This window comes from Asanoa ferruginea, from assembly GCF_003387075.1.
In the GTDB taxonomy this organism is placed as follows: domain Bacteria; phylum Actinomycetota; class Actinomycetes; order Mycobacteriales; family Micromonosporaceae; genus Asanoa; species Asanoa ferruginea.
The window spans coordinates 1278955-1303599 of the sequence record NZ_QUMQ01000001.1 but is presented as its reverse complement, the minus strand read 5'-3'; the positions used below and the strand labels follow the sequence as shown (position 1 = coordinate 1303599).

Here is a 24645-nt window from a genome sequence, read left to right as displayed (position 1 = left end):
GGGGGCGAGGCGTGGACGCGATCCGCGTTTCAGGAATCGAGAAGGCTTACGGCGGCCAGCGGGTGCTCACCGGTATCGACCTGGCCGTGCCGGCCGGCTCGGTGTTCGGGCTGCTGGGGCCCAATGGCGCGGGCAAGACGACGCTCGTGCGGATCCTCGCGACACTGGTCCGGCCCGACGCCGGGCGCGCCGAGGTCGCCGGGCACGACGTGCTGGCAGAGCCCTTCGAGGTCCGTCAGAAGATCAGTCTCACCGGGCAGTTCGCCGCGGTCGACGAGCTACAGACCGGGCTGGAGAACCTGACGATGGTCGGGCGGCTCCGCCGGCTGGGCCGCGCGGGCGCCAAGCGGCGGGCCACCGAGTTGCTGGACCGCTTCGACCTCGCCGACGCGGGTCGCAAGCTGGTCAAGACCTACTCCGGCGGCATGCGGCGCCGGCTCGACCTGGCGATGAGCCTGGTGACCAACCCGCCAGTGATCTTCCTGGACGAGCCGACCACCGGGCTCGACCCGCGCAGCCGGCAGCAGATGTGGTCGTTCGTCCGGGAGCTGCGCGACGCCGGCAGCACCATCTTCCTGACCACGCAATATCTGGAGGAGGCCGACCAGCTCGCCGATCAGATCATGCTGATCGACCACGGCATCGCGGTCGCCGAGGGCACCGCCGACGAGCTCAAGGTGCGGATCGGCGGCGAGCGGGTCGAGCTCGCGTTCGGGTCCGCGGCCGACCGCGTGCTGGCGGCGGCCGACCTGGACGCGGCGGTCGTGGCGTCGACCGATCTGTCGGTGACGGTCGCGACGACCGGCAGCGCGGCCGAGGTCCGCGAGCTGCTCGACCGGATGGAGAAGCTCGGCGCGACCGTCGACAAGGTCGCCATCCACCGTCCCACGCTCGACGACGTGTTCTTCGCCCTGACCGGAGGTAACCCGCGATGACCAGCGCCTACTGGGCCGTCGACAACTCGTTCGCGCTGATCGGGCGGAGCCTGCGCATATCGGCACGCAACATCGAGGCGTTGCTGATGGCGGTCATGCTGCCGATCATGCTGATGCTGATCTTCGTATTCGTCTTCGGCGGAGCGATCAACTCGGGTACGGAGTACGTCAACTACGTCGTACCCGGAATCATCATCCTGTGTGCCGGGTTCGGCGCGTCGACCACCGCGGTCAGCGTCACGCACGACATGGTCGGCGGCATCATCGACCGGATCCGCTCGATGCCGGTGGTCAGCTCGGCCGTCCTCACCGGACACGTGGTCGCCAGCGTGGCCCGCAACCTGGTCGCGATGGCGTTGGTCATTGGTGTCGGCCTGCTGGTCGGCTGGCGCCCGGCGGCCGGTTTCGCCGACTGGCTCGCGGCGATCGGCTTCCTGGCCCTGTTCATGCTGTCGATCTCGTGGCTGGCGGCCTGCCTGGGCCTGCTGGTGCGCAGCGTCGACGCGGCCGGCGGCGCGACCTTCGCGATCACCTTCCTGCCCTATGTGAGCAGCGCTTTTGTGCCGGTGGACACGCTGCCCACCTGGCTGCGCGGCGTAGCCGAACACCAGCCGATCACGCCGATCGTGGAGACCACCCGCGGCCTGTTGATGGGCACCCCGATCGGCTCGAGCTGGTGGATCGCACTGATCTGGTTCGGCGGCATCACCGTGGTGGCGTTCGGCTGGGCGGCGCTGCTGTTCCAGCGCCGCACCGCCTGACGTCTCTGTCTTCTAGTCGAAAATCGTGCCGATGCAGAAGGCGCCGATGATGCTGCCTTCGTTGGCGGCCGACTCCTTGCCGTCGACCGTGATCCGGCACCCGATCCCGTCGTTGTCGCCGCTGCTGCTGGTCGCGCTCAAGGTCAGCAGCAGCGAGCCCTCGGTGCTGGTGAACTCGTGCTTCCAGGGCAGCTTCTGGTTCTTGAGCTCGCGTGGCTCGCCCGCGAGATCGTCGACGTAGTTGATGTCAGCCCGCCCCGAGCCGGTGACCTCGTAGACGACGGCCTTCCCAGCGACCCCCGGCAGGCCCGGCAGGGCGGTCGAGGGGTCGTCGGGCGAGTCCGGCACGTCGAACGTCGGCGCCGGGTCGACCGGGTCGGGGAAACTCGGCACGTCGGGCTCGGTCACGACCGGGTTGTCGTCGCGGTTGGCGATCAGCAGCACACCGGCGGTGGCGGCGCCACCGCAGAAGAGCACCGCGAGAACGACGACGATCGCGATGATCCAGCCGTTGCCACGGCGGCGCTTGGCCGGCTGGTCATAGGCCGGGGCCGCGTTGTAGGGGCCGTAGGGCGGCGGCGCACCGCCGGCGTTCTGGGGTGGGTAGGGGTAGGACCCAGCCTGCATCGGCGGTGCCGAGTAGGGGTTGGCCGGCGGTGGCGCGTAGGGGTTGCTCGGCGCACCGGACGCGTAGGGGCTGGTCGGCTGGGCCGGGTCCGGGGGAGCGAACGGTGCGTCCGGCGCGGTGCCCGGCGGGCGCGCGTAGGGGTTGTAAGGGTCCGCGGGGCCGCCCTCGCCCGGTGGCAGCGCCGAGGTCTTCGGGTAGGCCCGGTCGCCGCCCGGCGGGGTGTCGATGGAGTAGCCGGGCGGGGCGCTCGCCGGGTAGCCGACCGGGCTGCCGGTCGGCGGCGGCGCGCTGGGGTAGACCGGGGCTGAGCCCGGGGTGAACGTCGGCGTGCCGCCGCGGCCCGGGGTCGCCGGGGACAGCGGGGTGGTCGGTGCCGATGCCGCCGGGGGCGCGGTTGGCGCCGAGGTGGGTGGCGGCAGCGGAGCGGTCTGCGCCGGGCCCGGGGTGACCGATGGGAGGGCCGCGGTCTGGTCCGGGCCGCTGTCGGCGGCCGGTGCGGTCACCGGCGGGGTCGCGGCCGGCCACAGCGGGGCGCCGGGTGCCGGCGCCGGGACGCTCGGCGGGGCGACGGTGAAGGGCTCGGTCGGCCCGCTGGCGGGCGGCGGGTAGCTGGCCGCGGGCGTCGAGCTCACCGGGGGCGGGTAGCTGGCGGGCGGCGCGGAGCTGACCGGGGGCGTCGAGCTGGCCGGCGGTGCCGAGCTAACTGGCGGCGCGTAGCTGGCCGGTGGCGCGGAGCTGACCGGCGGCGCGTAGCTGGCCGGCGGTGTCGAGCTGACTGGCGGCCCGTAGCTGGCCGGGGGTGCGGAGCTGGCCGGCGGCGTCGAGCTGACCGGGGGCGGGTAGCTGGCCGGTGGCGCGGAGCTGACCGGGGGCGTCGAGCTGGGCGGCGGCGTCGAACTGGCCGGCGGTGCCGAGCTGACTGGCGGCGCGGAGCTGACCGGGGGCACGTAGCTAGCCGGCGGGGCTGAGCTGACCACCGGGGCCGCGGGAATCGGTGGCGCTAGGTTGACCGGCGGGGCCGTGGGCGCCGGGGGTGCCGAGGTCACCGGTGGAGCCGACGGAGCGGGTGGCGCATAGCTGGCCGGCGGCGCGGCCGGGCTCAAGGGCTCGGTCGGGCTCGCCTCGGTGGCCGGCCGCGGCGGTGCCGCTTCCGTCGCCGGGAAGGGTGGCGGAGGCGGATAGGCCTGGGTCGGATCGGGCGTGCGCTCGCCGCCTCCCGAATCGTCGGGCTCGGGAGGGGTGGGTCGGCTCATCTGCGCTCCAAGCGAGGGGCGGCCGCGGGCGGCCACCCACGGCGCGGGACGCCGTCGAGCGTCCCCGAAACCGTTGCCGCGAGCAAGCAGAAACCCGTCAACCAGGCGATCTGGGCAGTCGCGGCGATACGGGCCGACAGTACCGGTTGGCGTCCACACCGGGCGGTGCCGCCCGGCGTCGCGGGAGGCGTTGGCGAGCACGGAGCGTACTCGATAGATCGCTCATGTCAGATGATTGATAGGCACACTTTCGAGCACGCGCCATGAGCGATTTTCGGCTAGAGTCTGGCTCATGTGTGGAATCGTGGGTTACGTGGGCGCCCGGCCGGCGCTCGGCATCGTGCTCGACGGGCTGCGGCGCCTGGAATACCGGGGCTACGACTCGGCTGGCGTGGCCGTCGTCGGCGCCGACTGCCTGCTGACCGAGAAGCGCGCCGGCAAGCTGGCCAACCTCGAGAAGGCCCTCGCCGAGCGGCCGATCGACACCGCCGAGGCCCACATCGGCACCGGGACCACCGCCATCGGCCACACCCGCTGGGCGACCCACGGCGGCCCGACGGACCGCAACGCCCACCCACACCTGTCGCGCAACGGTCGGGTCGCCGTCATCCATAACGGCATCATCGAGAATTTCGCGACGCTGCGGGCCGAGTTGGAGGCGACCGGCATCGAGTTCGCCAGCGACACCGACACCGAGTGCGCGGCGCATCTGATGGAAATCGCCCTGGCTGCCGTACACCTGGAAAATCCCGACCTCGATGGCCCGCAGGCGCTCGCGGAGGCGATGCGCCGCGTGTGCCGGCGGTTGGAAGGCGCCTTCACCCTGCTCGCGACCGACGCCGGCACGCCCGGCGCGGTGGCCGCCGCCCGTCGCAACTCACCGCTCGTGGTCGGTCGCGGCGCCGGCGAGAACTTCCTGGCCAGCGATGTCGCGGCGTTCATCGAGCACACCCGCGAGGCGATCGAGCTCGGCCAGGACCAGGTCGTGCTGATCACGCCCGAGGCCATCGAGATCTTCGACTTCAACGGCGCGCCGGCCACCGGCCGCGACTTCCACATCGACTGGGACGTCTCGGCGGCCGAAAAGGGCGGCTACGACTACTTCATGCTGAAGGAGATCGCCGAGCAGCCCCAGGCGATCGCGGAGACGCTGCTCGGCCGGCTGACCGAGCAGGGCGAGATCCGCCTCGACGAGGTCCGCCTGACCGACCAGGACCTCCGCGATGTCGACAAGATCTTCATCGTCGCGTGCGGCACGTCCTTCCACACGGGCATGGTCGCCAAATACGCGATCGAGCACTGGACCCGCATCCCGTGCGAGGTCGAGCTGGCCAGCGAGTTCCGCTACCGCGACCCGGTGCTCGACCGGTCCACTCTGGTCGTCACGATCTCCCAGTCGGGCGAGACCATGGACACCCTGATGGCGCTGCGCCACGCCAAAGACCAGAAGGCTCGCGTCCTGGCCATCTGCAACACCAACGGCTCGACGATCCCGCGCGAGTCCGACGCCGTCCTCTACACCCACGGCGGCCCCGAGATCGCGGTCGCGTCGACGAAGGCGTTCCTCACCCAGCTCGTCGCCTGCTATTTGATCGGCCTGCACCTGGCCCAGGTGCGCGGCATCAAATACGCCGACGAGGTGGGCGCCGTCGTGGCACAGCTCCAGGAGATGCCCGACAAGCTGCGCACGCTGCTCGACCGGATGGGCCCGGTGCGCGAGCTGGCCCGCGACCTGGCCAGCTCCAACACGGTGCTGTTCATCGGCCGTCACGTGGGTTACCCGGTCGCCCTGGAGGGCGCGCTCAAGCTCAAGGAACTGGCCTACATGCACGCGGAGGGCTTCGCGGCGGGTGAGCTCAAGCACGGCCCGATCGCGCTGATCGACCAGGGCACCCCGGTCGTCTGCGTGGTCCCGTCCCCGGCCGGCCGCGGGATGCTGCACGACAAGATCGTTTCGAACATCCAGGAGGTACGCGCCCGCGGCGCCCGCACCATCGTCATCGCCGAGGACGGCGACGAGGCGGTGCTGCCCTACGCCGACCACCTGATCTCGGTGCCCCGCACCCCGACGCTGCTGGCCCCGCTGGTGACGACGGTGCCGCTCCAGGTGCTGGCGTGCGAGATCGCGGCGGCCCGCGGCCACGACGTCGACCAGCCCCGCAACCTGGCGAAGTCGGTCACGGTCGAATAGCTCAGCCGATCAACGCGGCGGCGAGCCGGCGGTATTCGGACATCGGCGGGTTGGTGTCCGGTGCCGCCCGCACGACCTGGATCGCGAGGTGGTCGGCGCCGGCGGCGTGGAATTCCGCGACCCGTTCGCGGATGCGGTCTTCGTCGCCCCAGAGGTAGAGGCTGTCGATCAACCGATCACTCCCTCCGCCCTGGATGTCGTCGTCGGTGAAGCCGTAGCGCCGCATGTTGTTGGTGTAGTTGGGCATCAGCTCCAGGTAGGGCCGCACGTGTGCGCGGGCCGCGGCCCGGGCGACCTCGGGCTCGCGCTCGAGGACGACGTTGATCTCCGGCGCCAACAGCGGCCCGGGGCCGAGCGTCTCGCGCGCGCTGACGGTGTGCGCCAGCGGCGCCATGTAGGGGTGGGCGCCGGCCGCGCGCTCCGCGGAGAGGCGCAGCATCTTCGGCCCGAGGGCGGCCAGCACCCGCCGCTCGGGCTTGACCGACGGCTCCGCTGCATCCAGCGCGTCCAGGTAGTCGACCATCTTCGCGTAGGGCTTCTCGTATCCAGTGACCATGTGGCCGTGGCTGACGCCGAGCCCGAGCAGGAAGCGGTCGGCGTATTCGGCGTTGAGCCGCGCGGCCCCGGCCGCCACCTCGGCGGCGTCGTGCTCCCAGACGCTCAGGATGCCGGTCGCGACGATCATCCGGGTGGTCGCGTCGAGGACCGGCCGCGCGATCGCCACGCCTGGCCCGCCACCGATCCAGACCGCGCCGTAACCGAGCGACTCCAGCTCGGCCGCCGCGTCCCGCAGGACACCGGCGACCGCCGGATCCTCGTTGCGGAACTCCCGGCTCCAGATCCCGATCCGACCCACCGCCGCACGCGTCTCCATGGTCACGACGCTACCCCGTTGCGGTGCCGGCACTCTGTCGCGTCAATGCTTCATCGGACCTCCCCGAAGTGTTCCGGGCCGAGGGCGATCCGGGCCATGTCGTCGAGGGCATCGTTGCCCGAACGCCAGTAGCCGCTGTGGCCGCCGGCCGCGCCGGTGAAGACCTGGCCGCCGAAATCTGGGTGGGTGGGATTGCGGCCGAACCAGAGGTGCTCGTGTGCGTGGATCTGGAACGGGTGGTCGCGCATGTCGGCCAATGACGACTTCCAACTCGGCGCCAGGTAGGCGATCGGGTCGTTGGCCGCGGTGCTCGACCACACGTGCGCCGGTGGCAGGCCCAGCGTCGCGGCGTGGTCGGTGCCGACGCCGGGTGCGCCGACGAAGATCAGGTCGTCGGCGGCCAGGCCCTGCTCGCGGGCGGTCGTGCCCACCGTCAGCGCGCCGTAGCTGTGGCCGAGCACGACCTGCTGTGCGGGCGGGCCGTCGTGGGTGGCGCGCAGGCCCTCGGCGAAGCGGTGCAGGGCCGGGCCGGCCTCGTGCGCCCGGGACGCGAACATCGCCTCGTTGAGAAAGGACGGCGCGTCGTAGTCGAGCCAGAGCACCGTCGACGTGCGCTGGGTCGGGTCGAGCGCCGCCGCCCGCGCGGCCAGCGCCTCGGTGCGGCCGAGGTCATCGCGGACCGCGCCCAGGTCGGCCGTCATCCCCGGCACATAGGTCAGCACGTTGTCGGCCCGGTCGGGGTCGCCGACGGCGAGCACCACCCGGCCGTCGCCGTCGGGGACCAGGCTCAGCAGGTAGGCCCGCTCGCCCGACGGCGTGGACAGCCGGGCGTCGACCGCGTCGATGCCCGACATCAGGCCGACCAGCCGGATGCTGGCGGACACCGCGGCGTTGCGCGGCATCGCCGTGCGCACCGCGGCCGCCCGCTCCCGCACCAGTGCGGCCCGCTGCGCGGCGAGGAGCGAGCGGTTGGCCTGGTCGCGGGCCGCCACCGGAACGCCGTCGAGGCGGCCGACATAGGCCGGCTGGTGGACGATCAGCCAGCGCCGCTCGGCCTCCGAAAGGCCAGCCCACCAGCGCCGGACCACGACTGGCGGCGCGCCGACCGGCAGGCCCGAGCGGGGTGGCGAAGTTGGCCAGCCCTCGGCGGCCGCCGCACCGAGCCGGCCCAGGTGCTCGGCCGTGGCCCGGTCGGCGGCCGCCGCCGCGTCGAGCGCCGCGCCGATCGCGGCCCCGACCCGGCCGGCCGCGTGCAGGGCGGCGGCCCGGTCGATCCCCGTGACCGTGACGTCTGGCGCGGTGCGCCCGGCGCGGTCGATCTCCACGTGTGCCGGCGCCGCCGCGGCCACCGCTGCCGCGAGCATGGCCCGGGCCCGGGCCAGCGCGGATGCGAAGTCGGACAGCACCTGGTCGGTCTCGATGAACGCCAGCCGGGCCGCGTCGAGCGGGTCGCGCAGCGCCCGAACATGACCGCGGGCGGCCGAACCGGCGGAACCGCGCCACCCGTCGGCGACCCGCGACGCTACCGTGCCCAGCTCAGCGGCCCGCTGGCCGACGCCGACCGCCAACTGGTTCCAGGCCGCGCCGGCCGCCCGCCAGGCGGCTGGATCAGCCCGCCAGAGCTGCAAGTAGGTCACCACGAGAGCTCACCGGGCCAGCGGAGGTCGGCCACCGAAGGCAGGTCAGTCGACCAGCGCGGCTCCGATGACCCCGCCAAGCGAAGGTCGGTCACCGCATGCCGGTCACCCGGCCGGTTCGGGTGTGAGGGCGCCGCGAAGCGGAGGTCGGTCACCGCATGCCGGTCACCCGGCCGGTTCGGGTGTGAGGGCGCCGCGAAGCGGAGGTCGGTCACCGCATGCCGGTCACCCGGCCGGTTCGGGTGTGAGGGCGCCGCCAAGCGAAGGTCGGTCACCGCATGCCGGTCACCCGGCCGGTTCGGGTGCGAGGGCCCCGCCAAGCCGAGATCGGTGACCGAACGGCGGTCAGCCGAGCGGTCCGGGTGCGAGGGCGTCACCATGGCGGGTCACCCGACCCGGTGTAGGCGGACCGCGGCCCGTCGGTCGGCGTCTTCGTAGCCGGCGGCCGCCGAACGCAGCAGGTCACCCGAGTGGGCCACCCGCGCCGCCGCAGAGCCCAGCGTTGACGACACCGTCGACGCCAGGGCGGCCAGGGCCACCCCGGCCGACCAGTCCGGCGCGTCGACGCCCAGCCCGAACCCACCCGTCGCCAGCGCGCGGGCCACCAGCGACAACTCGGCCGCCCGGTCGCGCAACAGGTCGGGATCAACCCGCAGGTCACCGTCCATGTCAAACCTCCCAGCGAAGAGAGCACAGACGTTAGGGCGGGGCGAGCAGCGAAAACGGGCCTGTGGACAACGAAGACAAGGCAGGCGGCGCCGCTGTCCACATGCCTTGCCCACGGCGTACGCCGGGTGCTAATAGGCTGTGCTGATGATCGTCGCTGTCGGCATCGACGTGGTTCTCGTCGAACGCTTCACAAGCGCGCTCGCCCGCACCCCACTGCTCGGCGACCGCCTCTTCACCGAGGCCGAGCGTTTCACCGGCTCCGGCAACCCGCGGGCACCGGAATCACTCGCTGCCCGGTTCGCGGCCAAGGAGGCGGTGGCCAAGGCCCTCGGCGCCCCCGCCGGCCTGCACTGGCACGACTGCGAGATCGTCACCGACCCGGATGGCAGACCCTGGCTGACGGTGAGCGGCACGGTCGCCGCCGCCGCGACCGAGCGGGGGGTCAACCGTTGGCACCTTTCGCTTTCACACGACGGCGGCATCGCGTCCGCGATGGTGGTGGCAGAACAGTGAGACAAGCCTGGCGGGTCGCCGACGTCCGGTCGGCCGAAGAAGCGCTGATGGCCCACCTCCCGGCGGGCACCCTGATGCAACGCGCCGCCGCGGGACTGGCCCGCCGCTGTGCCCTGATGCTCGATCAACGGGTGTACGGCGCCGGCGTCACCCTCCTCGTCGGCCCCGGCAACAACGGCGGCGACGCGCTCTACGCCGGCGCGATGCTGGCCCGCCGCGGCGCCTCGGTCACGGCCGTGGTGCTCGACCCGGAACGCGTACACCAAGCTGGGTTGAAGGCTCTGCGAGCAGCCGGTGGCCGCGCCGCCGCGACTCCACCGGCCACTGTGGACCTGATTGTCGACGGGATCGTCGGCATCGGTGCCAAGGGTGGCCTGCGCAGCGGCGCCGCCACGGCGCTGCACCGCACGCTGGAAAGAAGGGGCCGGCGCGGGCAACGCCCCGTCGTGGTCGCGGTCGACGTGCCCAGCGGCGTCGACGTCGACACCGGCAACGTCGAGGGTGTGGCCGTGCGTGCCGACGTCACCGTCACCTTCGGCTGCCTCAAGCCCGCACACGTCGTCGGCCCGGCGGCGCCGCTGGCCGGCGAGCTCGAGTTGGTCGACATCGGCCTGCGCCCCTGGCTGCGGACCGATCCGGCCATCCTGGTGCCCGATCGCGCCGACATCGCGCGGGCATTGCCGAAGCACGGCCCGGGCGACGAGAAATACACCCGCGGCGTGGTCGGCATCGCGACCGGATCGGCGACCTACCCGGGCGCGGCGATCCTGTCCACCTGGGGCGCGCTGGCCGGGCCGGCGGGCCTGGTCCGTTACGCCGGCAGCGCTCGGGAGGCGGTGGTGCAGGCGCACCCCAGCGTGATCGCCACCGACCGGCTCGCCGACGCCGGCCGCGTGCAGGCCTGGGTGGTCGGCAGCGGCCTGGGCACCGACGACGCGGCCGCGACCGCCGTCCGGATGGTGCTCGCCACCAGCCTCCCGGTGGTCCTCGACGCCGACGCGCTCAACCTGCTGGTCGACGGCGCGATGGCCGACCTGATGCGGGGGCGCAGCGCGCCGATGGTGCTCACCCCGCACGACCGCGAGTTCGCCCGGCTGGCCGGCGAGGAGCCGGGCGCTGACCGGGTCGGTGCCGCGTTGCGACTGGCCGCGCACACCAACGCGGTCGTCCTGCTCAAGGGTGATCGCACGATCGTGGCGACACCCAACGGACTGACCTACGCGAACCCGACCGGCACCGCCGCGCTCGCCACCGGCGGCACCGGCGACGTGCTCGCCGGCCTGCTCGGCTCCCTGCTGGCCGGCGGCCTGCGCCCGGAAGTGGCCGCCATCACAGCCGCCTACCTGCACGGACTCGCGGGGCGGGAGGCGGCCCGGCACGGCCCGGTCACCGCGCCGGACGTGGCGGCCGCCCTCCGACCGGTCCAAGCCGCCCTGACCGGGTGAGCCGGAAAACGTCACTACCGCCCAGTAGTCTGGGCTCTATGTGGCAAGCCGAAGTCAGCGTCGACCTTGACGCCATCCGCGACAACGTGGCCCGGCTGCGTGCCGGCACCAGCGCCGCGGTGATGGCGGTCGTCAAGGGCGACGGCTATGGCCACGGCATGGTTCCCGCCGCCCGGGCCGCCCTGGCCGGCGGTGCGACCTGGCTCGGCGTCTGCACCCTCGACGAGGCGCTCGGCCTGCGCCGGGCCGGCATCACCGCGCCCGTGCTGGCCTGGCTGCTGTCGCCGGGGCTGCCGCTGCACGAAGGTGTCGCCAACGACATCGACCTCAGCGCGGCCAGCCTGGGTCAACTCGACGAGATGGTCGCTGCCGGCGAGCGGGCGCAGCGTCCCACCCGGGTCCACCTCAAGATCGACACGGGCCTGTCCCGGGGCGGCGCCACCGCTGACGACTGGCCAGCCCTGGTCGAGGCCGCCGCCAAGGCCCAGGCCGACGGCGCCATCGAGATCATCGGGGTGTGGAGCCACTTCGTCTATGCCGACGCTCCCGGCCACGAGACGATCGACCACCAGCTCGACCAGTTCCGCAACGCGCTGGCGGTGGCCGAGCGGCTCGGCGTCCGGCCACAGCTCCGCCACATCGCCAACTCGGCCGCCACGCTGACCCGCCCCGACGCCCACTTCGACCTGGTCCGCCCCGGCATCGCGGTCTACGGCCTGTCGCCGATCCCGGGCGTGCAGTTCGGGCTGCGTCCGGCGATGACCGCCCGGGCCCGGGTGATGCTGACCAAGCGGGTGCCGGCCGGCACCGGCGTCTCCTACGGCCACACCTACACGACGACGCGGGAGACCACGCTCGCCGTCGTGCCGCTCGGCTACGCCGACGGCGTCCCGCGGCACGCCTCCAACATCGGGCCGGTCTCGATCGACGGCGTCCGGCACACGATCGCCGGCCGGGTCTGCATGGATCAAATCGTGCTCGACGTCGGTGACCAGCCGGTGGCGCCCGGCGACGTGGCAACGCTGTTCGGCAACGGCGGTCCTAGCGCCGACGACTGGGCCGCGGCGATCGACACGATCAACTACGAGATCGTCACCCGATTCGGCAGCACTCGCGTTCCACGCGTCTACCACAGCGAGAGCGAGGCCGGTGAATGAGCACCCGACGCCGCGCGGGAATTCTCGGCGCGGTGGTCGGTCTCGCCGCAGCCGGGATCGCCACCGGGATCGCGGTCGAGCGCGCGGTCGTCCGCCGCTCGAAGCGCGGCGTGGCTGACCCCTACGTGGACGAGCCCTTCGACCGCCTGCCCTACGACGAGTTGGTGACCGTCACCACCGCTGACGGCACCGACATCCGCGTCGAGGTGGTCGAGCCGACGGCGGCCGTCACGGCCAAGCCGACGCTGGTCTTCGTCCACGGCTTCTGCCTCGACATGGGCACCTTCCACTTCCAGCGCAGCGCCCTGACCGCGCGCGGCGAGCACCGGATGGTCTTCTACGACCAGCCCGGCCACGGCCGCTCCGGCAAGCTCGAGACCGGCGAATACGAGCTGCCCGCGCTCGGCGAGACGCTGCACGCGGTGCTGCAGGAGACCGTCCCCGAGGGCCCGATGATCCTGATCGGCCACTCGATGGGCGGCATGACCATCATGGCGTTCGCCGAGCTCTACCCCGAGTTCTTCGACGACCGGGTCAAGGGCTGCGTGCTGATGGCCACCTCGGGTGGTCTGATCGACGAGACCCGGCTGGGGCTGCCCGCCGTGATCGGCCGGGTCGGCGGCCCGCTGCTCCCGCTCGTCAACAGCGCCACCCGGCTCACCGGCCCGACCATCGACCGGGCCCGCACCGCGGCCTCCGACCTGGCCTGGCTGCTCACCCGCCGCTACGGCTTCGGCGAGTCCCGGCCCAGCCCGTCGCTGGTGTCCTATGTGGAGAAGATGAACTCGCGCACCTCGGTCGACACGGTCGCCCGTTATCTGCGCACCCTCTACACGCACGCCCGCTACCCGGCCCTGGCCGCGCTCGAACGCACGCCCACGGTGATAATCGTCGGCGACAAAGACATGATCACGCCGGTCGCGCACTCCGAAGAGATCCTGCGGCACCTGCCCGACGCCGAGTTCGTGAAGGTCAACGACAGCGGCCACGTCGTCATGCTCGAACACGCCGACGAAGTCAACGCGACGCTCATCGCCTTTCTGGAGAAGACCTCAGCATGATCGAGCTGACCACTGTGGACGACACCCGGGCGTTCGGTGCCCGGCTGGCCGCGCTGCTGCGCCCCGGCGACCTGGTCGTGCTCACCGGCCCGCTGGGCGCTGGCAAGACCGCGCTGGTGCAGGGCATCGGCGCCGGGCTGCGGGTGCAGGGCGACGTCACCTCGCCGACCTTCGTGATCGCCCGGGTGCACCGGCCCGATCCGGCCCGCGGCGGCACGGTCGCGCTCGTGCACGCCGACGCCTACCGGATCGGTGCGGCCGCCGACCCGCTCGCCGAGATCGACGGGCTCGACCTCGACGCCTCGATGGACGACGCGGTCACCGTGGTCGAGTGGGGCGAAGGCATCGTGGAGCAACTGCGTGACGACCATCTGGGCGTACGCATCGACCGGCGCGACGACGACACCCGGGTGATCACCCTGGAGCCGGCCGGCGGCGACTGGGCCAGCCGGGTGGCCGCGCTGACCGAGGACGCCCGATGAACCTCACCGACCTGCTGCCGAGCGAGTGGCAGACCGCGCTGGCGCCACACCTCGACCCGGCCGCGACCGCCGACCTGAGCGCCTTCGTGGCGGCCGAATACGCCGCGACCACGGTCTTCCCGCCGTTACCCGACCTGTTCACCGCCTACCGGCTGTGCAAGCCGGCCGACACCCGGGTGGTGATCCTCGGCCAGGACCCCTACCACAAGGCCGGGCAGGCACACGGGCTCAGCTTCAGCGTCCAGGCCGGCGTCCGGGTCCCGCCATCGCTGCGCAACGTCTACAAGGAGTTGGCCGCCGACCTCGGCTCCGCCGCTCCCGACGGTGGTGACCTCCGTGGCTGGGCCACCCAGGGGGTGCTGCTGCTCAACGCGGTGCTCACGGTGCGCGAGGGAGCCGCGGGGTCACACGCCAACAAGGGTTGGGAGGCGTTCACCGACGCCACCATCCGGGCGCTCGAAGACGAGCCCGACCGGGTGGTCTTCCTGCTCTGGGGCAGCTACGCCCGCAAGAAGGCGGCCCTGGTCAGCAACCCCGCCCACGTGGTCATCGAGGCCGGCCACCCGAGCCCGCTCAACCCGCGCGGGTTCCTGGGCAGCCGCCCGTTCAGCGCCGCCAACAAGGCCCTCGCCGACGCCGGCCAGCCCACGATCGACTGGAGCCGTTCGGCGCCCGCCTGACCACCCGGATAAGGTGCATATCGTGCTTGCTCTCGTCGTCGACACCTCCACCCAGGCCGTCCTGGCCGCCGTGGTCGAGGTCACCGCGACCGGTTTCGCCGTGCGCTCCCAACACCGCACGGTCGACCAGCGCCCGCAGCACGGCGAGCGGATGGCTCCGCTGGTCGAGCTCGCGCTCTCGCAGGCCGGTGCCACCGTCCGCGACCTGGGCGCGATCGTGGCCGGCACCGGCCCCGGCCCGTTCACCGGCCTCCGAGTGGGTCTGGTCACGGCGGCCAGCATGGGCCAGACGCTGGGCATTCCGACCTACGGGGTGTGCTCCCTCGACGCGATCGGCGGCGCGCCCGGGCAGGTGACGCTGGTCGCGACCGACGCGCGCCGGCGCGAGGTCTACTGGGCGATCTACGACCAGGACGGCTCCCGGCGCGAAGGCCCACACGTCGACCAGCCGGCCCGCGTCGCCGAACTGGCCGCGGACGCGACCGTGGCGCTCGGCGACGGCGCCCTGCTCTACGCCGACCGGCTGGATCTCAAGGTGCTCGACGAGCCGCGCTACCCCACGGTCGAAGGGTTCGCCGCCCACGCCGCCGAGCGGATCCGCGCCGGTGCGCCGAGCGAGCAACTCATCCCGCTCTACCTCCGCCGGCCCGACGCCGTCGCGGCGGGAGGGCACAAGCCGGTGCTGCCGTGATCGTCACGCTCACCCGGCTGCGCTGGTGGCACATCGCCGCCCTGCTGCCGATCGAGGAAGACCTGTTCGGCGCCGAGAAGTGGTCGGCCGGCATGTTCTGGAACGAGCTGTCCAGCGGCCACTACTACCTGGTCGCCGAAGACGAGCAGGAGCGCATCCAGGGGTACGGCGGCCTGGCGGTCAACGGCGACGAGGCGTGGATCCAGAACATCGCGGTCCGGCGCGACGCGCAACGCCAGGGCATCGGTCGGATGATGCTGGAGGCGTTGCTCGCCGAGGCCGCCCGGCAGAAGGCACCCGCCGTGCTGCTGGAGGTGGCGATCGACAACGCACCGGCCCAGAAGCTCTACGCCACCTACGGTTTCGAGCCGATCGGCGTACGCCGTGGTTATTACCAACCAAGCAACACAGACGCACTGGTGATGAGACGTGACTGACGAACCCCTGGTCCTCGGCATCGAGACCTCTTGCGACGAGACGGGCGTTGGCATCGTCCGCGGCACCACGCTGCTCGCCGACGCGCTCGCGTCCAGTGTGGACCTGCATGCGCGGTTCGGTGGTGTGGTGCCCGAGGTGGCCAGCCGGGCACACCTGGAAGCGATGGTGCCGACGATGCAGCGGGCGCTCGACGAGGCCGGCGTGACGCTGGCCGACATCGACGCGATCGCGGTCACCGCCGGCCCCGGCCTGGCCGGCGCGCTGCTGGTCGGCGTGGCCGCCGCGAAGGGCTACGCGATGGCCGCCGAGAAGCCCGTCTACGGCGTCAACCACCTGGCCGCACACGTCGCCGTCGACACCCTGGAACACGGCCCGCTGCCGGCGCCGGCGATCGCGTTGCTGGTCTCCGGTGGTCACTCGTCGCTGCTGCTGGTCGACGACCTGGCCGGCGGGGTGACCCCGCTCGGTTCGACCATCGACGACGCGGCCGGCGAGGCGTTCGACAAGGTGGCCCGGCTGCTCGGCATGCCGTTCCCGGGCGGCCCGCCGATCGACCGGGCGGCCCGCTCCGGGCAGGTCACGATCCAGTTCCCGCGCGGCCTGACCGCGGCCAAGGACCAGGCCGCACACCGGTTCGACTTCTCGTTCTCCGGCCTTAAGACCGCCGTCGCCCGCTGGGTCGAGGCCCGCGAGCGGGCCGGCGAGCCGGTGCCGGTCGACGACGTGGCGGCGTCCTTTCAGGACGCGGTCTGCGACGTGCTGACCGCCAAGGCGATCGCCGCGTGCCGCCAGCACGGCGTCGACACGCTGGTGATCGGTGGCGGGGTGGCCGCCAACTCGCGGCTGCGGGCGATGGCCGAGGAGCGGGCGGCGAAGGTCGGCATCACCGTGCGGGTGCCGCGCCCGAAGCTCTGCACCGACAACGGCGCGATGGTCGCCGCGCTGGGCTCGCACCTGGTCGCGGCCGGCGTCCGCCCCAGCCGGCTGGATCTTCCGGCCGACTCTGCGATGCCGTTGACGCTCGTGAGTGTGTAATGTCCGGCCCCGTGATCGCTCGCATGTGGGAGGCCCGTGCCGAGCCCGGCCGCCTGCCCGACCTCGTCCACTGGGTCTGCGACACGGCCCTGCCGCGGATCGAGGTCAACCCGCTGCACATCGCGAGCGAGGTGTTCTCGTCGTCCGACGACCGCTGCGTCGTGATTTCCAGATGGCGCAGTGATCCGGAGCCGTTGCCGGCCGCGCCACCGCTGCTGGTGGCCAGGCCACCGCACGAATGGGACTTCACCCTCGTCGACCGTTAATCGGTGGCGCCGCACGGAGTTGATCATTTAGCTTCGTCCTGTTATGCGGCCCTTACCCGTCGGTGATCCCGGCGACCCCGACGTCAGGTCGGCCACCCGCTACCTCGTGTGGCTGGCGGCCCGCACCTGGCCGTCGATGCTGGCCGCGATCTCCTTCGCCATCATCTGGATGCTCAGCCAGGCGCTGATCCCCGCGACCGTCGGCCGGGCCATCGACGCCGGGCTCACCGACCGTGATGCCGACAGCCTGCTGCGCTGGGGCGCCGTGCTGTTCGGCCTCGGCCTGGTCACCGGGGTGACCGGCATCCTGCGCCACCGGATGGCCGCGTTCAACTGGCTCTCCGCCGCCTACCGCACGATCCAGCTCACCGTGCGGCAGGCCAACCGGGTCGGCGCCACGCTGCCCAAACGGCTGGCGACCGGCGAGGTGGTCAGCATCGGCACGTCCGACATCAACCACATCGGCGGCGCGCTCGACATCACCGCCCGCGGCACCGGCTCGCTGGTGGCGGTGGTCGCCGTCGGCGTCATCCTGCTGCGCACCTCGGTGCCGCTCGGGCTGATCGTCGTGGTCGGCGTGCCGGTGATGATGCTGATCGCCGCCAGCCTGATCAAGCCGCTGCAACGTCGCCAGCAGGTCTACCGCGACCAGGAGGGCAAGCTGACCACCCGGGCCGGCGACATCGTCGCCGGCCTGCGGGTGCTGCGCGGCGTCGGTGGCGAGTCGACCTTCGCCGGCCGCTACCGCACCGAGTCGCAGGAACTCCGGTCCGCCGGCGTCCGCGTCGCCCGCATCGAGTCCCTTCTCGCGGCTTCGGAGATCCTGCTGCCCGGCATGTTCTTGGTGCTGGTCACCTGGCTCGGCGCCCGGTTCGCGCTGCGCGGCGAGATCAGCGTCGGCGAGCTGGTCGCCCTCTACGGCTACGCCGCGTTCCTGGTCAGCCCGCTGCGCCAGCTCACCGAGGCGATCGATCGGCTGACCCGCGGGCACGTGGCGGCCCGCCGGGTGGTGCGGATGTTCACGCTCGAGCCGGAGTTCACCTCCCCGGCCGCTCCGGTGACCACCCCGGCCGGCCCGCTTGTCGACGCCGAGTCCGGGCTGACCGTCCGGCCCGGGCGGTTCACCGCCATCGCGGCCCGCGATCCGGTCGACGCGGCGGCGATCGCCGACCGGCTCGGCCGGTTCGCCGAGGGCACGGTGACCCTGTCCGGCGTCTCCCTGGCCGAGCTCGACCTGACTACGGTGCGCGAGCGGATCCTGGTGGCCGACAACGACGCCCGCCTGTTCTCCGGGCCGCTGCGGGCCGAGCTCGACCCGCGGGGCAGCGGCGACGGCGCGATCGCGGCGGCCCTCGACACGGCCAGCGCCGTCGATGTCGTCGACGCGCTCCCCGCCGGGCTCGACACCGCGGTCGCCGAGCGCGGCCGCGAGTTCTCCGGCGGCCAGCAGCAACGGCTGCGGCTGGCCCGGGCGCTGGTCGCCGACCCGGAGACGCTGGTGTTGGTCGAGCCGACCAGCGCGGTCGACGCGCACACCGAGGCCCGCATCGCCGCCCGGCTCGGCGCCGCCCGGGCCGGCCGCACCACGGTCGTCTGCACCACCAGCCCGCTGGTGCTCGACCGGGCCGACGAGGTGGCCTTCGTCGCCGACGGCCTGGTGGTCGCGGCCGGCACTCACCGCGACCTTCTGCGCCGCCACCCCGACTACCGCGCGACCGTAACCAGGGAGGAAGACCAATGAGTCAACAACTCCCCGTCGCCGACGCGGCCGAGGTGCGCAAATACGCCCGCCGGCTGATGCGCCGCCATCCCGGCAGCCTCGCGGTCGCGCTCGGCCTGCACGGCCTGGCCGCCGTCGCCGGCCTGGTCGCGCCCCGCCTGCTGGGCAAGCTGGTCGAAGGGCTGTCGACCGGCACCACGACCCGGGCGATCGACCGGATCGCGTTGGCCATCGCGGCCTTCGTGGTGACCCAGGCGGTGCTGACCAGGTTCGCCGCCTTCTGCTCGGCCCGCCTCGGCGAGCGGGTGCTGGCCGAGCTGCGCGAGGAGTTCGTCGACCGGATCCTGGCGATCCCACTGTCCACGGTGGAACGCGCCGGCACCGGCGACCTGCTCACCCGCACCTCGCGCGACGTCTCCGCGCTCTCGCACACGGTGCGCTTCGCGGTGCCGGAGACGCTGATCGCGATCGTCACCTGCGGGTTCGTGGTCGGCGCCATCGTGCTCACCGGCCCGCTGCTGGCGCTGCCCTGCCTGATCGTGGTGCCGCTGCTGTGGGCCGGCACCCGGTGGTATTTGCGTCGCGCCCCCGCCGGCTACCTGCGCGAGAACGCCGCATACTCCGACATCACCGACGGCATCAGCGAGACCGTCGAGGGCTCCCGCACCACCGAGGCGCTGCGCCTTCAGGACCGCCGCCGGGAGCGCACCGACGACGACATCCGCCGCTCCTACTCGGCCGAGCGCTACACACTGTGGCTCCGCACGGTCTGGTTCCCCGTCGTCGAGATCAGCTATGTGGTGCCGGTCGTGGCGACCCTGCTCATCGGCGGCTGGTTCTACCTCGAGGGCTGGGTGACGCTGGGCCAGGTGACCGCCGCGACGCTCTACGTGCAGGCGCTGACCGACCCGATCGACCGCCTGCTGTCCTGGCTCGACGAGCTTCAGGTCGGTGGCGCCTCGCTGGCCCGCCTGCTCGGGGTCGCCGGCCGTCCCGCGCCGGCCGACTCGGCCGCCGCGGCACCGCGCGGCGAGCGGCTGGTGGCCAGCGGGGTCCGCTACGCCTATGTGGAGGGTCGCGATGTCCTGCACGGCATCGACCTGACGATCGAGCCGGGGGAGCGGCTGGCGATGGTCGGCCCGTCGGGCGCCGGCAAGTCGACGCTGGGCAGGCTGCTGGCCGGCATCCACGCGCCCACCGCCGGCGCGGTCACCGTCGGCGGCGTCCCCTTGGCCGCGCTGCCGTTCGACCAGTTGCGCTCGCACGTCGCCCTGGTCACCCAGGAGCACCACGTGTTCATCGGCACGGTGCGCGACAACCTGGTGATGGCCCGGCCCGGCGCGACCGACGACGAGGTGCGCTCGGCCCTGTCGGCCGTCGACGCGCTCGACTGGGTCGACGCCCTGCCGTCCACCTTGGACACGGTGGTCGGCACCGGTGGCCACCCCATCCCGCCGGCGCAGGCGCAGCAGCTCGCGCTGGCCCGGCTGGTGCTGGCCGACCCGCACACGCTGGTGCTCGACGAGGCGACCTCGCTGATCGACCCGCGGGCCGCCCGCCACCTGGAGCGGTCACTGGCCGCAGTGCTTCAGGGACGCACCGTCATCGCCATCGCGCACCGGCTCTTCTCGGCGCACGACGCCGACCGGGTCGCGGTGGTCGAAGACGGGCGGATCACCGAACTCGGCTCGCACGCCGAGCTGGTCGCGGCCGGCGGTTCCTACGCGGCGCTGTGGCGTTCCTGGCACGGCGACGACGAGCCCGCGGCTGCCGAAGCCGGTTCCGACCCCAAACGGCGCGAAAGTCCTTATTCGACAGTGGCGTAACTTGGCGTCCTTAACGGGTAACGGCCATGTAGAGCGCGAGTAACAACAAGGTCACGGCGGCGATCCCGAACATTGCAAGGAGGTCTCGGCGGACCGCGCCCGGCTTCTCCGGCAGGGCCGGAAGATCGCTGGTCACCCGAGCTAGATCGGCCAAAGTATCGGCGTTGTAGACCACGCCAACACGGTCGGTGAACTCGTCAAGAGTCAAGCGACCGACCGCGGTATGGCTTTGTAACAACTCGACTACGCGCTGTCGGTCGGCGTCTGACGCACGAGTATCCAAAGTCAACCTATCCCCTCTCCGCGGGCGAAAGCGTACGCTCTGAGAGCGCTTTCTCGGCTCGCCCGAACGCATCGAAGCCGGTTCCAGTGCCGTGACCGGATCGTTACGGCAGCGTGTCGACCGCGCGAGGTTGGGCGCCAAATGCGCGAGTATTTTGTGTTTCGGATCGCTGGTTGGCGGAGGCCAATGGCGCCACCCTGGCCACGCGGTCCGCTCAACGGCCATGAAGGAGTCAAAGGTTATGCGTAACCGATTTCTGTCGGTCGCCGTCGCCACTATGGCGGTCGGCGCGCTGGCACTTGCGGGGTGTGGGTCAGACGACTCGGGCGGAGACAGTGGCGGGGGCACCGCTGCCGCCAAGAAGGTCGGCGTGATCCTCCCCGACGCCGCCACCTCGCCGCGCTGGGAGGCCAACGACCGACCGCTGCTCAAGGCCGCGTTTGACGGCGCGGGCATCACGGCCGACATTCAGAACGCCGATGGTGACAAGGCGAAGTTCGGCACCCTCTGTGATGGCATGATCACGTCGGGCGTCAACGTCCTCCTGATCGTCAACCTGGACCCCGACTCCGGCAGCGCCTGCCTGAAGAAGGCCCAGGCCGCTGGCATCAAGACCATCGACTACGACCGCCTGACCCCGGGTGGAGGCGCGTCCTACTACGTCTCCTTCGACAACGTGCAGGTCGGCAAGCTGATGGGCGAGGGCCTCACCAAGTGCCTGACCGACGCTGGCAAGACCAAGGCCAACATCGTTCAGATCAACGGTGACCCGACCGACAACAACGCCTCGCTGTTCAAGCAGGGCTACGTCGAGGCGCTGAAGCCGAAGGTGGACAGCGGCGACTACAAGATCGTCGGTGACCAGACCGGTAAGTGGGACGCCACCGTGGCGGGCACCGCGTTCGAGCAGCTCTACACCCAGAACGGCGGCAAGGTCGACGGCATCATCTCCGCCAACGACACCATGGCCCAGGGCATCATCGCCCGGCTCACCGCCAACGGCCTCCAGGGCAAGGTCCCGGTGACCGGCCAGGACGCGAGCAAGGAAGGCCTCCAGGCCATCCTCGCCGGCAACCAGTGCATGACCGTCTACAAGGCGATCAAGGTCGAGGCCGACACCGCCTCGAAGCTGGCCATCGCGCTGATCAACGGCCAGACCCCGGGCAGCGACCTGGTCAACGGCGCGGTCAAGGACACCGTCCTCAACAAGGACGTCCCCTCCGCGCTCGCGACCCCGAAGGCCATCTACAAGGACTCCGTCAAGGACGTCATCGCGGACGGCTTCTGGAAGGCCAGCGACATCTGCACCGGCCAGTACGCCGAGCTCTGCACCAAGGCAGGCGTTAGCTAAGTGACGCCAAGAGGCCCGGCAGGCGAGACCTGCCGGGCCTTCTGGGCGCTTACGGCCACGGTTACTGCCGGGCCGGGAAACAACTAGTGAGGTGACCATGACGGTGCCGGAGGGTGCTGCGGGGGCGGTGACGGCGACGGAGGACGCCGCGCCGCTGCTGTCGCTGCGCGGGATCAACAAGAGCTTCGGTGCGGTCCACGTCCTACAGGACGTGGATTTCGATGCATATGCGGGACAGGTGACCGCGCTCGTCGGCGACAACGGCGCGGGCAAAAGCACCCTGATCAAAGGGATCGCCGGCAGTCAGCCGTTCGATTCCGGGGAGTTCCTCTTCGAAGGCCGGTCGGTCTCGGTGACGAACCCCAAGCACGCCAACGAACTCGGCATCGAGGTCGTCTACCAGGATCTGGCGCTCTGCGACAACCTGGACATCGTCGACAACCTGTTCCTTGGCCGCGAGGTCACGAAGAACGGCATCCTCGACGAGGCGACCATGGAGCGCCGGGCCCAGGAGACGCTGGCCGGCCTGTCGGTCCGCACGGTCAAGTCGATCCGTCAGGTCGTCGCCAGCCTTTCCGGTGGCCAGCGCCAGACGGTCGCGATCGCCCGCGCGGTGATCTGGAACTCCAAGCTCGTGGTGCTCGACGAGCCGACCGCCGCACTCGGCGTCGCGCAGACCGAGCAGGTGCTGCGGCTGGTGCGCCAGTTGGCCGACAACGGGCTCGCGGTCGTGCTGATCAGCCACAACCTCAACGACGTGTTCCAGGTGGCCGACCGGATCTCGGTCCTCTACCTGGGCCGGCTGGCGGCACAGATGAAGACCAAAGACGTGAAGAGCAACCAGGTCGTCGAGATCATCACGACCGGTCGGTCGGATGCCATCGGTGGCATCACCAACGGCAACGGGGAGTTGAAATGAGCACCCCGACGAAGGTCGAGACGACCGAACAGCCCGTCGAGGAGACCACGCCGGCCAACCCGTTGGTCGCCGCGGTCGGCAACTGGTGGGCCCGGGTTCGCGGCGGTGACGCCGGTTCCCTGCCGGCGCTGCTCGGCATCATCGCGCTGGTGATCGTGTTCGCGTCGCTGCGCCCCACGACGTTCACCAACGCGTTCAACTTCGCCAACCTGATCCACCAGGCGGCGGCCGTCATCGTCATCGCGATGGGCCTGGTCTTCGTCCTGCTGCTCGGCGAGATCGACCTGTCCGCCGGTTATACGGCCGGCACGGCAGCGGCCGTGATGGGCGTCGTCGTGACCCGCTGGGGTTGGTCCTGGCCGCTCGGCCTGCTGGCCTGTCTGGTCACCGGCGCCGTCGTCGGCCTGGTGATCGGCCTGCTCGTGGCCAAGCTGGGCATCCCGTCGTTCGTCGTGACGCTGGCGGCGTTCCTCGCCCTACAGGGCGTGCTGCTCCAGTTGATCGGCGAGGGCGGCACGATCGCGATCCGCGACGACACGCTGCTGGCGATCAACAACAACGACATGCCGATCTGGCTGGGTTGGGTGCTGTTCGCGTTGGTGGTCGGCGGCTACGCGTTCATCGTGCTGCGCCGCGGTGCCAAGCGGCGGGCCGGCGGCCTGACCTACGAGGCGATCCAGGTGACCCTCGCCAAGATTGTCGCGTTGGCCGTGCTGCTCGGTCTGATGACCTACTGGCTGAGCGTCGAGCGCAGTCGCAACCCCCTGGTGACGTCGATCAAGGGCGTGCCGATCGTGGTGGCGATCCTGCTGATCCTGCTGGTCGGCCTGACCTTCCTGCTCACCCGCACGTCGTTCGGCCGCCACGTCTACGCGACCGGTGGCAACCCGGAGGCGGCCCGCCGCGCCGGCATCAACGTGGGCCTGGTCAAGCTGGCCTGCTTCATGATCGCCTCAACGTTGGCGGCGGTCGGCGGCATCATGCTCGCCAGCCGCGACAACTCCATCTCGCCGTCCACGGGCGGCGCGTCAACCCTGCTCTACGCGGTGGGTGCGGCCGTCATCGGTGGCACCAGCCTCTTCGGCGGTAAGGGCCGGATCGTCGACGCCATCCTCGGTGGCTTCGTGATCGCGATCATCATCAACGGCATGGGCCTGCTCAACCAGCCCTCGAGTGTCGTCTACATGGTGACCGGCCTGGTCCTGCTCGTCGCGGCGAGCGTCGACGCGATCTCGCGCCGGAAGGCCCGCGCCACGGGCCGCGTCTGATCACACGCGCAAGTCAAGGGCCCGGCGGCTTCGGCTGCCGGGCCCTGCCTGTTGACAAGGGGCCCTTCCTTCGTCAGGTGGCGATGCGGGCGACGGCGGCGTCGGTGAGGTGCACGAGGTCGGCCGGGGAGAGCTCCAGTTGCAGGCCGCGCTTGCCGGCCGAGACGAAGATGGTCTCGAACCCCAGGGCCGAGTCGTCGAGCACGACCGGCAGCCGGGTGCGCTGCCCGAGCGGGGAGATCCCGCCGGTGACATAGCCGGTCGCGCGTTCGGCCGCCGTCGGCTCGGCCATCGCGGCCCGCTTCGCACCCAGCGTCGCGGCGAGCGCCTTCAGGTCGAGCGAGCGGGCGACCGGGACGATGCCGACGCCGAGCTGGCCGTCGACGGTCGCGACCAGGGTCTTGAAGACCCGGGGCGGGTCGATGCCGAGCGCCGCCGCCACGGCCTCGCCGTAGGCGGGTGTCTTCGGGTCGACGTCGTAGGGATGTGTCGTGAACGGGACCTTCTCGCGGGTCAGCACCACCGTCGCGGGCGTTCCCTGGGCTCGCTTGGCCACCTCTAG

Annotated in this window: 24 protein-coding genes; 18 read left to right on the top strand and 6 right to left on the bottom strand. The window is 71.8% G+C overall.

Annotated features, from left to right (window positions below; genetic code table 11):
* Window positions 1-11 precede the first annotated feature (11 nt).
* Together DFJ67_RS06350 and DFJ67_RS06345 are read left to right on the top strand one after the other, a co-directional pair.
* The gene (locus tag DFJ67_RS06350) at window positions 12-935 is read left to right on the top strand and encodes an ATP-binding cassette domain-containing protein (protein WP_116067033.1); all 924 of its coding nucleotides are present in this window, start codon (window positions 12-14) and stop codon (window positions 933-935) included.
* The gene (locus DFJ67_RS06345; protein WP_116067032.1) at window positions 932-1696 is read left to right on the top strand and encodes an ABC transporter permease; all 765 of its coding nucleotides are present in this window, start codon (window positions 932-934) and stop codon (window positions 1694-1696) included. Before DFJ67_RS06350 ends, DFJ67_RS06345 begins: the two co-directional genes overlap by 4 nt.
* A 12-nt stretch (window positions 1697-1708) precedes the next feature.
* On the opposite strand, the gene DFJ67_RS06340 is transcribed toward DFJ67_RS06345, so the two are convergent.
* The gene (locus DFJ67_RS06340; protein WP_147315431.1) at window positions 1709-3577 is read right to left on the bottom strand and encodes an MmpS family transport accessory protein; all 1869 of its coding nucleotides are present in this window, start codon (window positions 3575-3577) and stop codon (window positions 1709-1711) included.
* Between the two features lie 292 nt (window positions 3578-3869).
* On the opposite strand from DFJ67_RS06340, the gene glmS reads away from it, so the two are divergent.
* Window positions 3870-5768, top strand: coding sequence for a glutamine--fructose-6-phosphate transaminase (isomerizing) (gene glmS / locus DFJ67_RS06335; RefSeq protein ID WP_116067030.1), 1899 nt, complete (start codon window positions 3870-3872; stop codon window positions 5766-5768).
* Between the two features lies 1 nt (window position 5769).
* Here glmS and DFJ67_RS06330 read toward each other — a convergent pair whose 3' ends face one another.
* From DFJ67_RS06330 to DFJ67_RS06315, 3 genes are all read right to left on the bottom strand, one after another.
* Window positions 5770-6642, bottom strand: a complete 873-nt coding sequence (locus DFJ67_RS06330; RefSeq protein ID WP_116067029.1) for a TIGR03620 family F420-dependent LLM class oxidoreductase — start codon at window positions 6640-6642, stop codon at window positions 5770-5772.
* A gap of 50 nt (window positions 6643-6692) precedes the next feature.
* Window positions 6693-8279 carry an alpha/beta hydrolase gene (locus tag DFJ67_RS06325; RefSeq protein WP_239097178.1) on the bottom strand — a complete coding sequence of 529 codons (1587 nt, stop codon included), beginning with the start codon at window positions 8277-8279 and terminating at the stop codon, window positions 6693-6695.
* Window positions 8280-8665: 386 nt separating this feature from the next.
* Window positions 8666-8947, bottom strand: a complete 282-nt coding sequence (locus DFJ67_RS06315; protein ID WP_116067026.1) for a hypothetical protein — start codon at window positions 8945-8947, stop codon at window positions 8666-8668.
* 145 nt (window positions 8948-9092) lie between these two features.
* Here DFJ67_RS06315 and DFJ67_RS06310 point away from each other — a divergent pair, with 145 nt between their 5' ends.
* From DFJ67_RS06310 to DFJ67_RS06255, 12 genes are read left to right on the top strand one after another with little or no spacing between them, the layout of a single operon-like run.
* Entirely contained in the window at window positions 9093-9461 is a 369-nt protein-coding gene (locus DFJ67_RS06310) for a holo-ACP synthase (protein ID WP_116075743.1), read from the top strand.
* A complete protein-coding gene (locus DFJ67_RS06305; protein ID WP_116067025.1) occupies window positions 9458-10906 on the top strand; it encodes an NAD(P)H-hydrate dehydratase in 1449 nt (482 codons plus the stop codon). The genes DFJ67_RS06310 and DFJ67_RS06305 overlap by 4 nt, the downstream gene beginning before the upstream one ends.
* A gap of 38 nt (window positions 10907-10944) precedes the next feature.
* Complete coding sequence (gene alr, locus DFJ67_RS06300) at window positions 10945-12063, top strand: alanine racemase (RefSeq protein ID WP_116067024.1); 1119 nt, start codon at window positions 10945-10947, stop codon at window positions 12061-12063.
* Window positions 12060-13124: an alpha/beta fold hydrolase gene (locus DFJ67_RS06295; RefSeq protein WP_116067023.1), complete on the top strand. Its 1065-nt coding sequence runs from the start codon at window positions 12060-12062 to the stop codon at window positions 13122-13124. The genes alr and DFJ67_RS06295 overlap by 4 nt, the downstream gene beginning before the upstream one ends.
* Window positions 13121-13606 carry a tRNA (adenosine(37)-N6)-threonylcarbamoyltransferase complex ATPase subunit type 1 TsaE gene (gene tsaE / locus DFJ67_RS06290; RefSeq protein ID WP_116067022.1) on the top strand — a complete coding sequence of 162 codons (486 nt, stop codon included), beginning with the start codon at window positions 13121-13123 and terminating at the stop codon, window positions 13604-13606. Before DFJ67_RS06295 ends, tsaE begins: the two co-directional genes overlap by 4 nt.
* Window positions 13603-14286, top strand: coding sequence for a uracil-DNA glycosylase (gene ung, locus DFJ67_RS06285; protein WP_116067021.1), 684 nt, complete (start codon window positions 13603-13605; stop codon window positions 14284-14286). The genes tsaE and ung overlap by 4 nt, the downstream gene beginning before the upstream one ends.
* A gap of 22 nt (window positions 14287-14308) precedes the next feature.
* On the top strand, window positions 14309-14977 hold the full coding sequence (gene tsaB / locus DFJ67_RS06280; protein ID WP_116067020.1) for a tRNA (adenosine(37)-N6)-threonylcarbamoyltransferase complex dimerization subunit type 1 TsaB: 669 nt from the start codon (window positions 14309-14311) through the stop codon (window positions 14975-14977).
* Entirely contained in the window at window positions 14974-15414 is a 441-nt protein-coding gene (gene rimI, locus DFJ67_RS06275) for a ribosomal protein S18-alanine N-acetyltransferase (protein ID WP_203783592.1), read from the top strand. The genes tsaB and rimI overlap by 4 nt, the downstream gene beginning before the upstream one ends.
* Window positions 15407-16450: a tRNA (adenosine(37)-N6)-threonylcarbamoyltransferase complex transferase subunit TsaD gene (gene tsaD, locus DFJ67_RS06270; protein ID WP_116067019.1), complete on the top strand. Its 1044-nt coding sequence runs from the start codon at window positions 15407-15409 to the stop codon at window positions 16448-16450. The genes rimI and tsaD overlap by 8 nt, the downstream gene beginning before the upstream one ends.
* An 11-nt stretch (window positions 16451-16461) precedes the next feature.
* On the top strand, window positions 16462-16716 hold the full coding sequence (locus DFJ67_RS06265; RefSeq protein WP_116075738.1) for a hypothetical protein: 255 nt from the start codon (window positions 16462-16464) through the stop codon (window positions 16714-16716).
* A 43-nt stretch (window positions 16717-16759) separates the two neighbouring features.
* Complete coding sequence (locus DFJ67_RS06260) at window positions 16760-18457, top strand: ABC transporter ATP-binding protein (RefSeq protein WP_116067018.1); 1698 nt, start codon at window positions 16760-16762, stop codon at window positions 18455-18457.
* On the top strand, window positions 18454-20262 hold the full coding sequence (locus DFJ67_RS06255; RefSeq protein ID WP_116067017.1) for an ABC transporter ATP-binding protein: 1809 nt from the start codon (window positions 18454-18456) through the stop codon (window positions 20260-20262). The genes DFJ67_RS06260 and DFJ67_RS06255 overlap by 4 nt, the downstream gene beginning before the upstream one ends.
* Window positions 20263-20272: 10 nt before the next feature.
* Here the strand turns inward: DFJ67_RS06255 and DFJ67_RS06250 are convergent, their stop codons facing one another.
* Window positions 20273-20617, bottom strand: coding sequence for a DUF1707 SHOCT-like domain-containing protein (locus DFJ67_RS06250; RefSeq protein ID WP_116067016.1), 345 nt, complete (start codon window positions 20615-20617; stop codon window positions 20273-20275).
* A 169-nt stretch (window positions 20618-20786) separates the two neighbouring features.
* Here DFJ67_RS06250 and DFJ67_RS06245 point away from each other — a divergent pair, with 169 nt between their 5' ends.
* The 3 genes from DFJ67_RS06245 to DFJ67_RS06235 all read left to right on the top strand — a co-directional run bounded on the left by DFJ67_RS06245 (window position 20787) and on the right by DFJ67_RS06235 (window position 24083).
* Window positions 20787-21896, top strand: a complete 1110-nt coding sequence (locus DFJ67_RS06245; RefSeq protein ID WP_116067015.1) for a sugar ABC transporter substrate-binding protein — start codon at window positions 20787-20789, stop codon at window positions 21894-21896.
* Between the two features lie 127 nt (window positions 21897-22023).
* On the top strand, window positions 22024-22815 hold the full coding sequence (locus DFJ67_RS06240; protein ID WP_239097177.1) for an ATP-binding cassette domain-containing protein: 792 nt from the start codon (window positions 22024-22026) through the stop codon (window positions 22813-22815).
* Window positions 22812-24083, top strand: a complete 1272-nt coding sequence (locus tag DFJ67_RS06235) for a sugar ABC transporter permease (protein WP_116067013.1) — start codon at window positions 22812-22814, stop codon at window positions 24081-24083. The genes DFJ67_RS06240 and DFJ67_RS06235 overlap by 4 nt, the downstream gene beginning before the upstream one ends.
* Before the next feature lie 73 nt (window positions 24084-24156).
* Here the strand turns inward: DFJ67_RS06235 and ybaK are convergent, their stop codons facing one another.
* Window positions 24157-24639 (bottom strand): Cys-tRNA(Pro) deacylase, encoded by a 483-nt coding sequence (gene ybaK, locus DFJ67_RS06230; protein WP_116067012.1) that lies wholly within the window; start codon window positions 24637-24639, stop codon window positions 24157-24159.
* Window positions 24640-24645 lie beyond the last annotated feature (6 nt).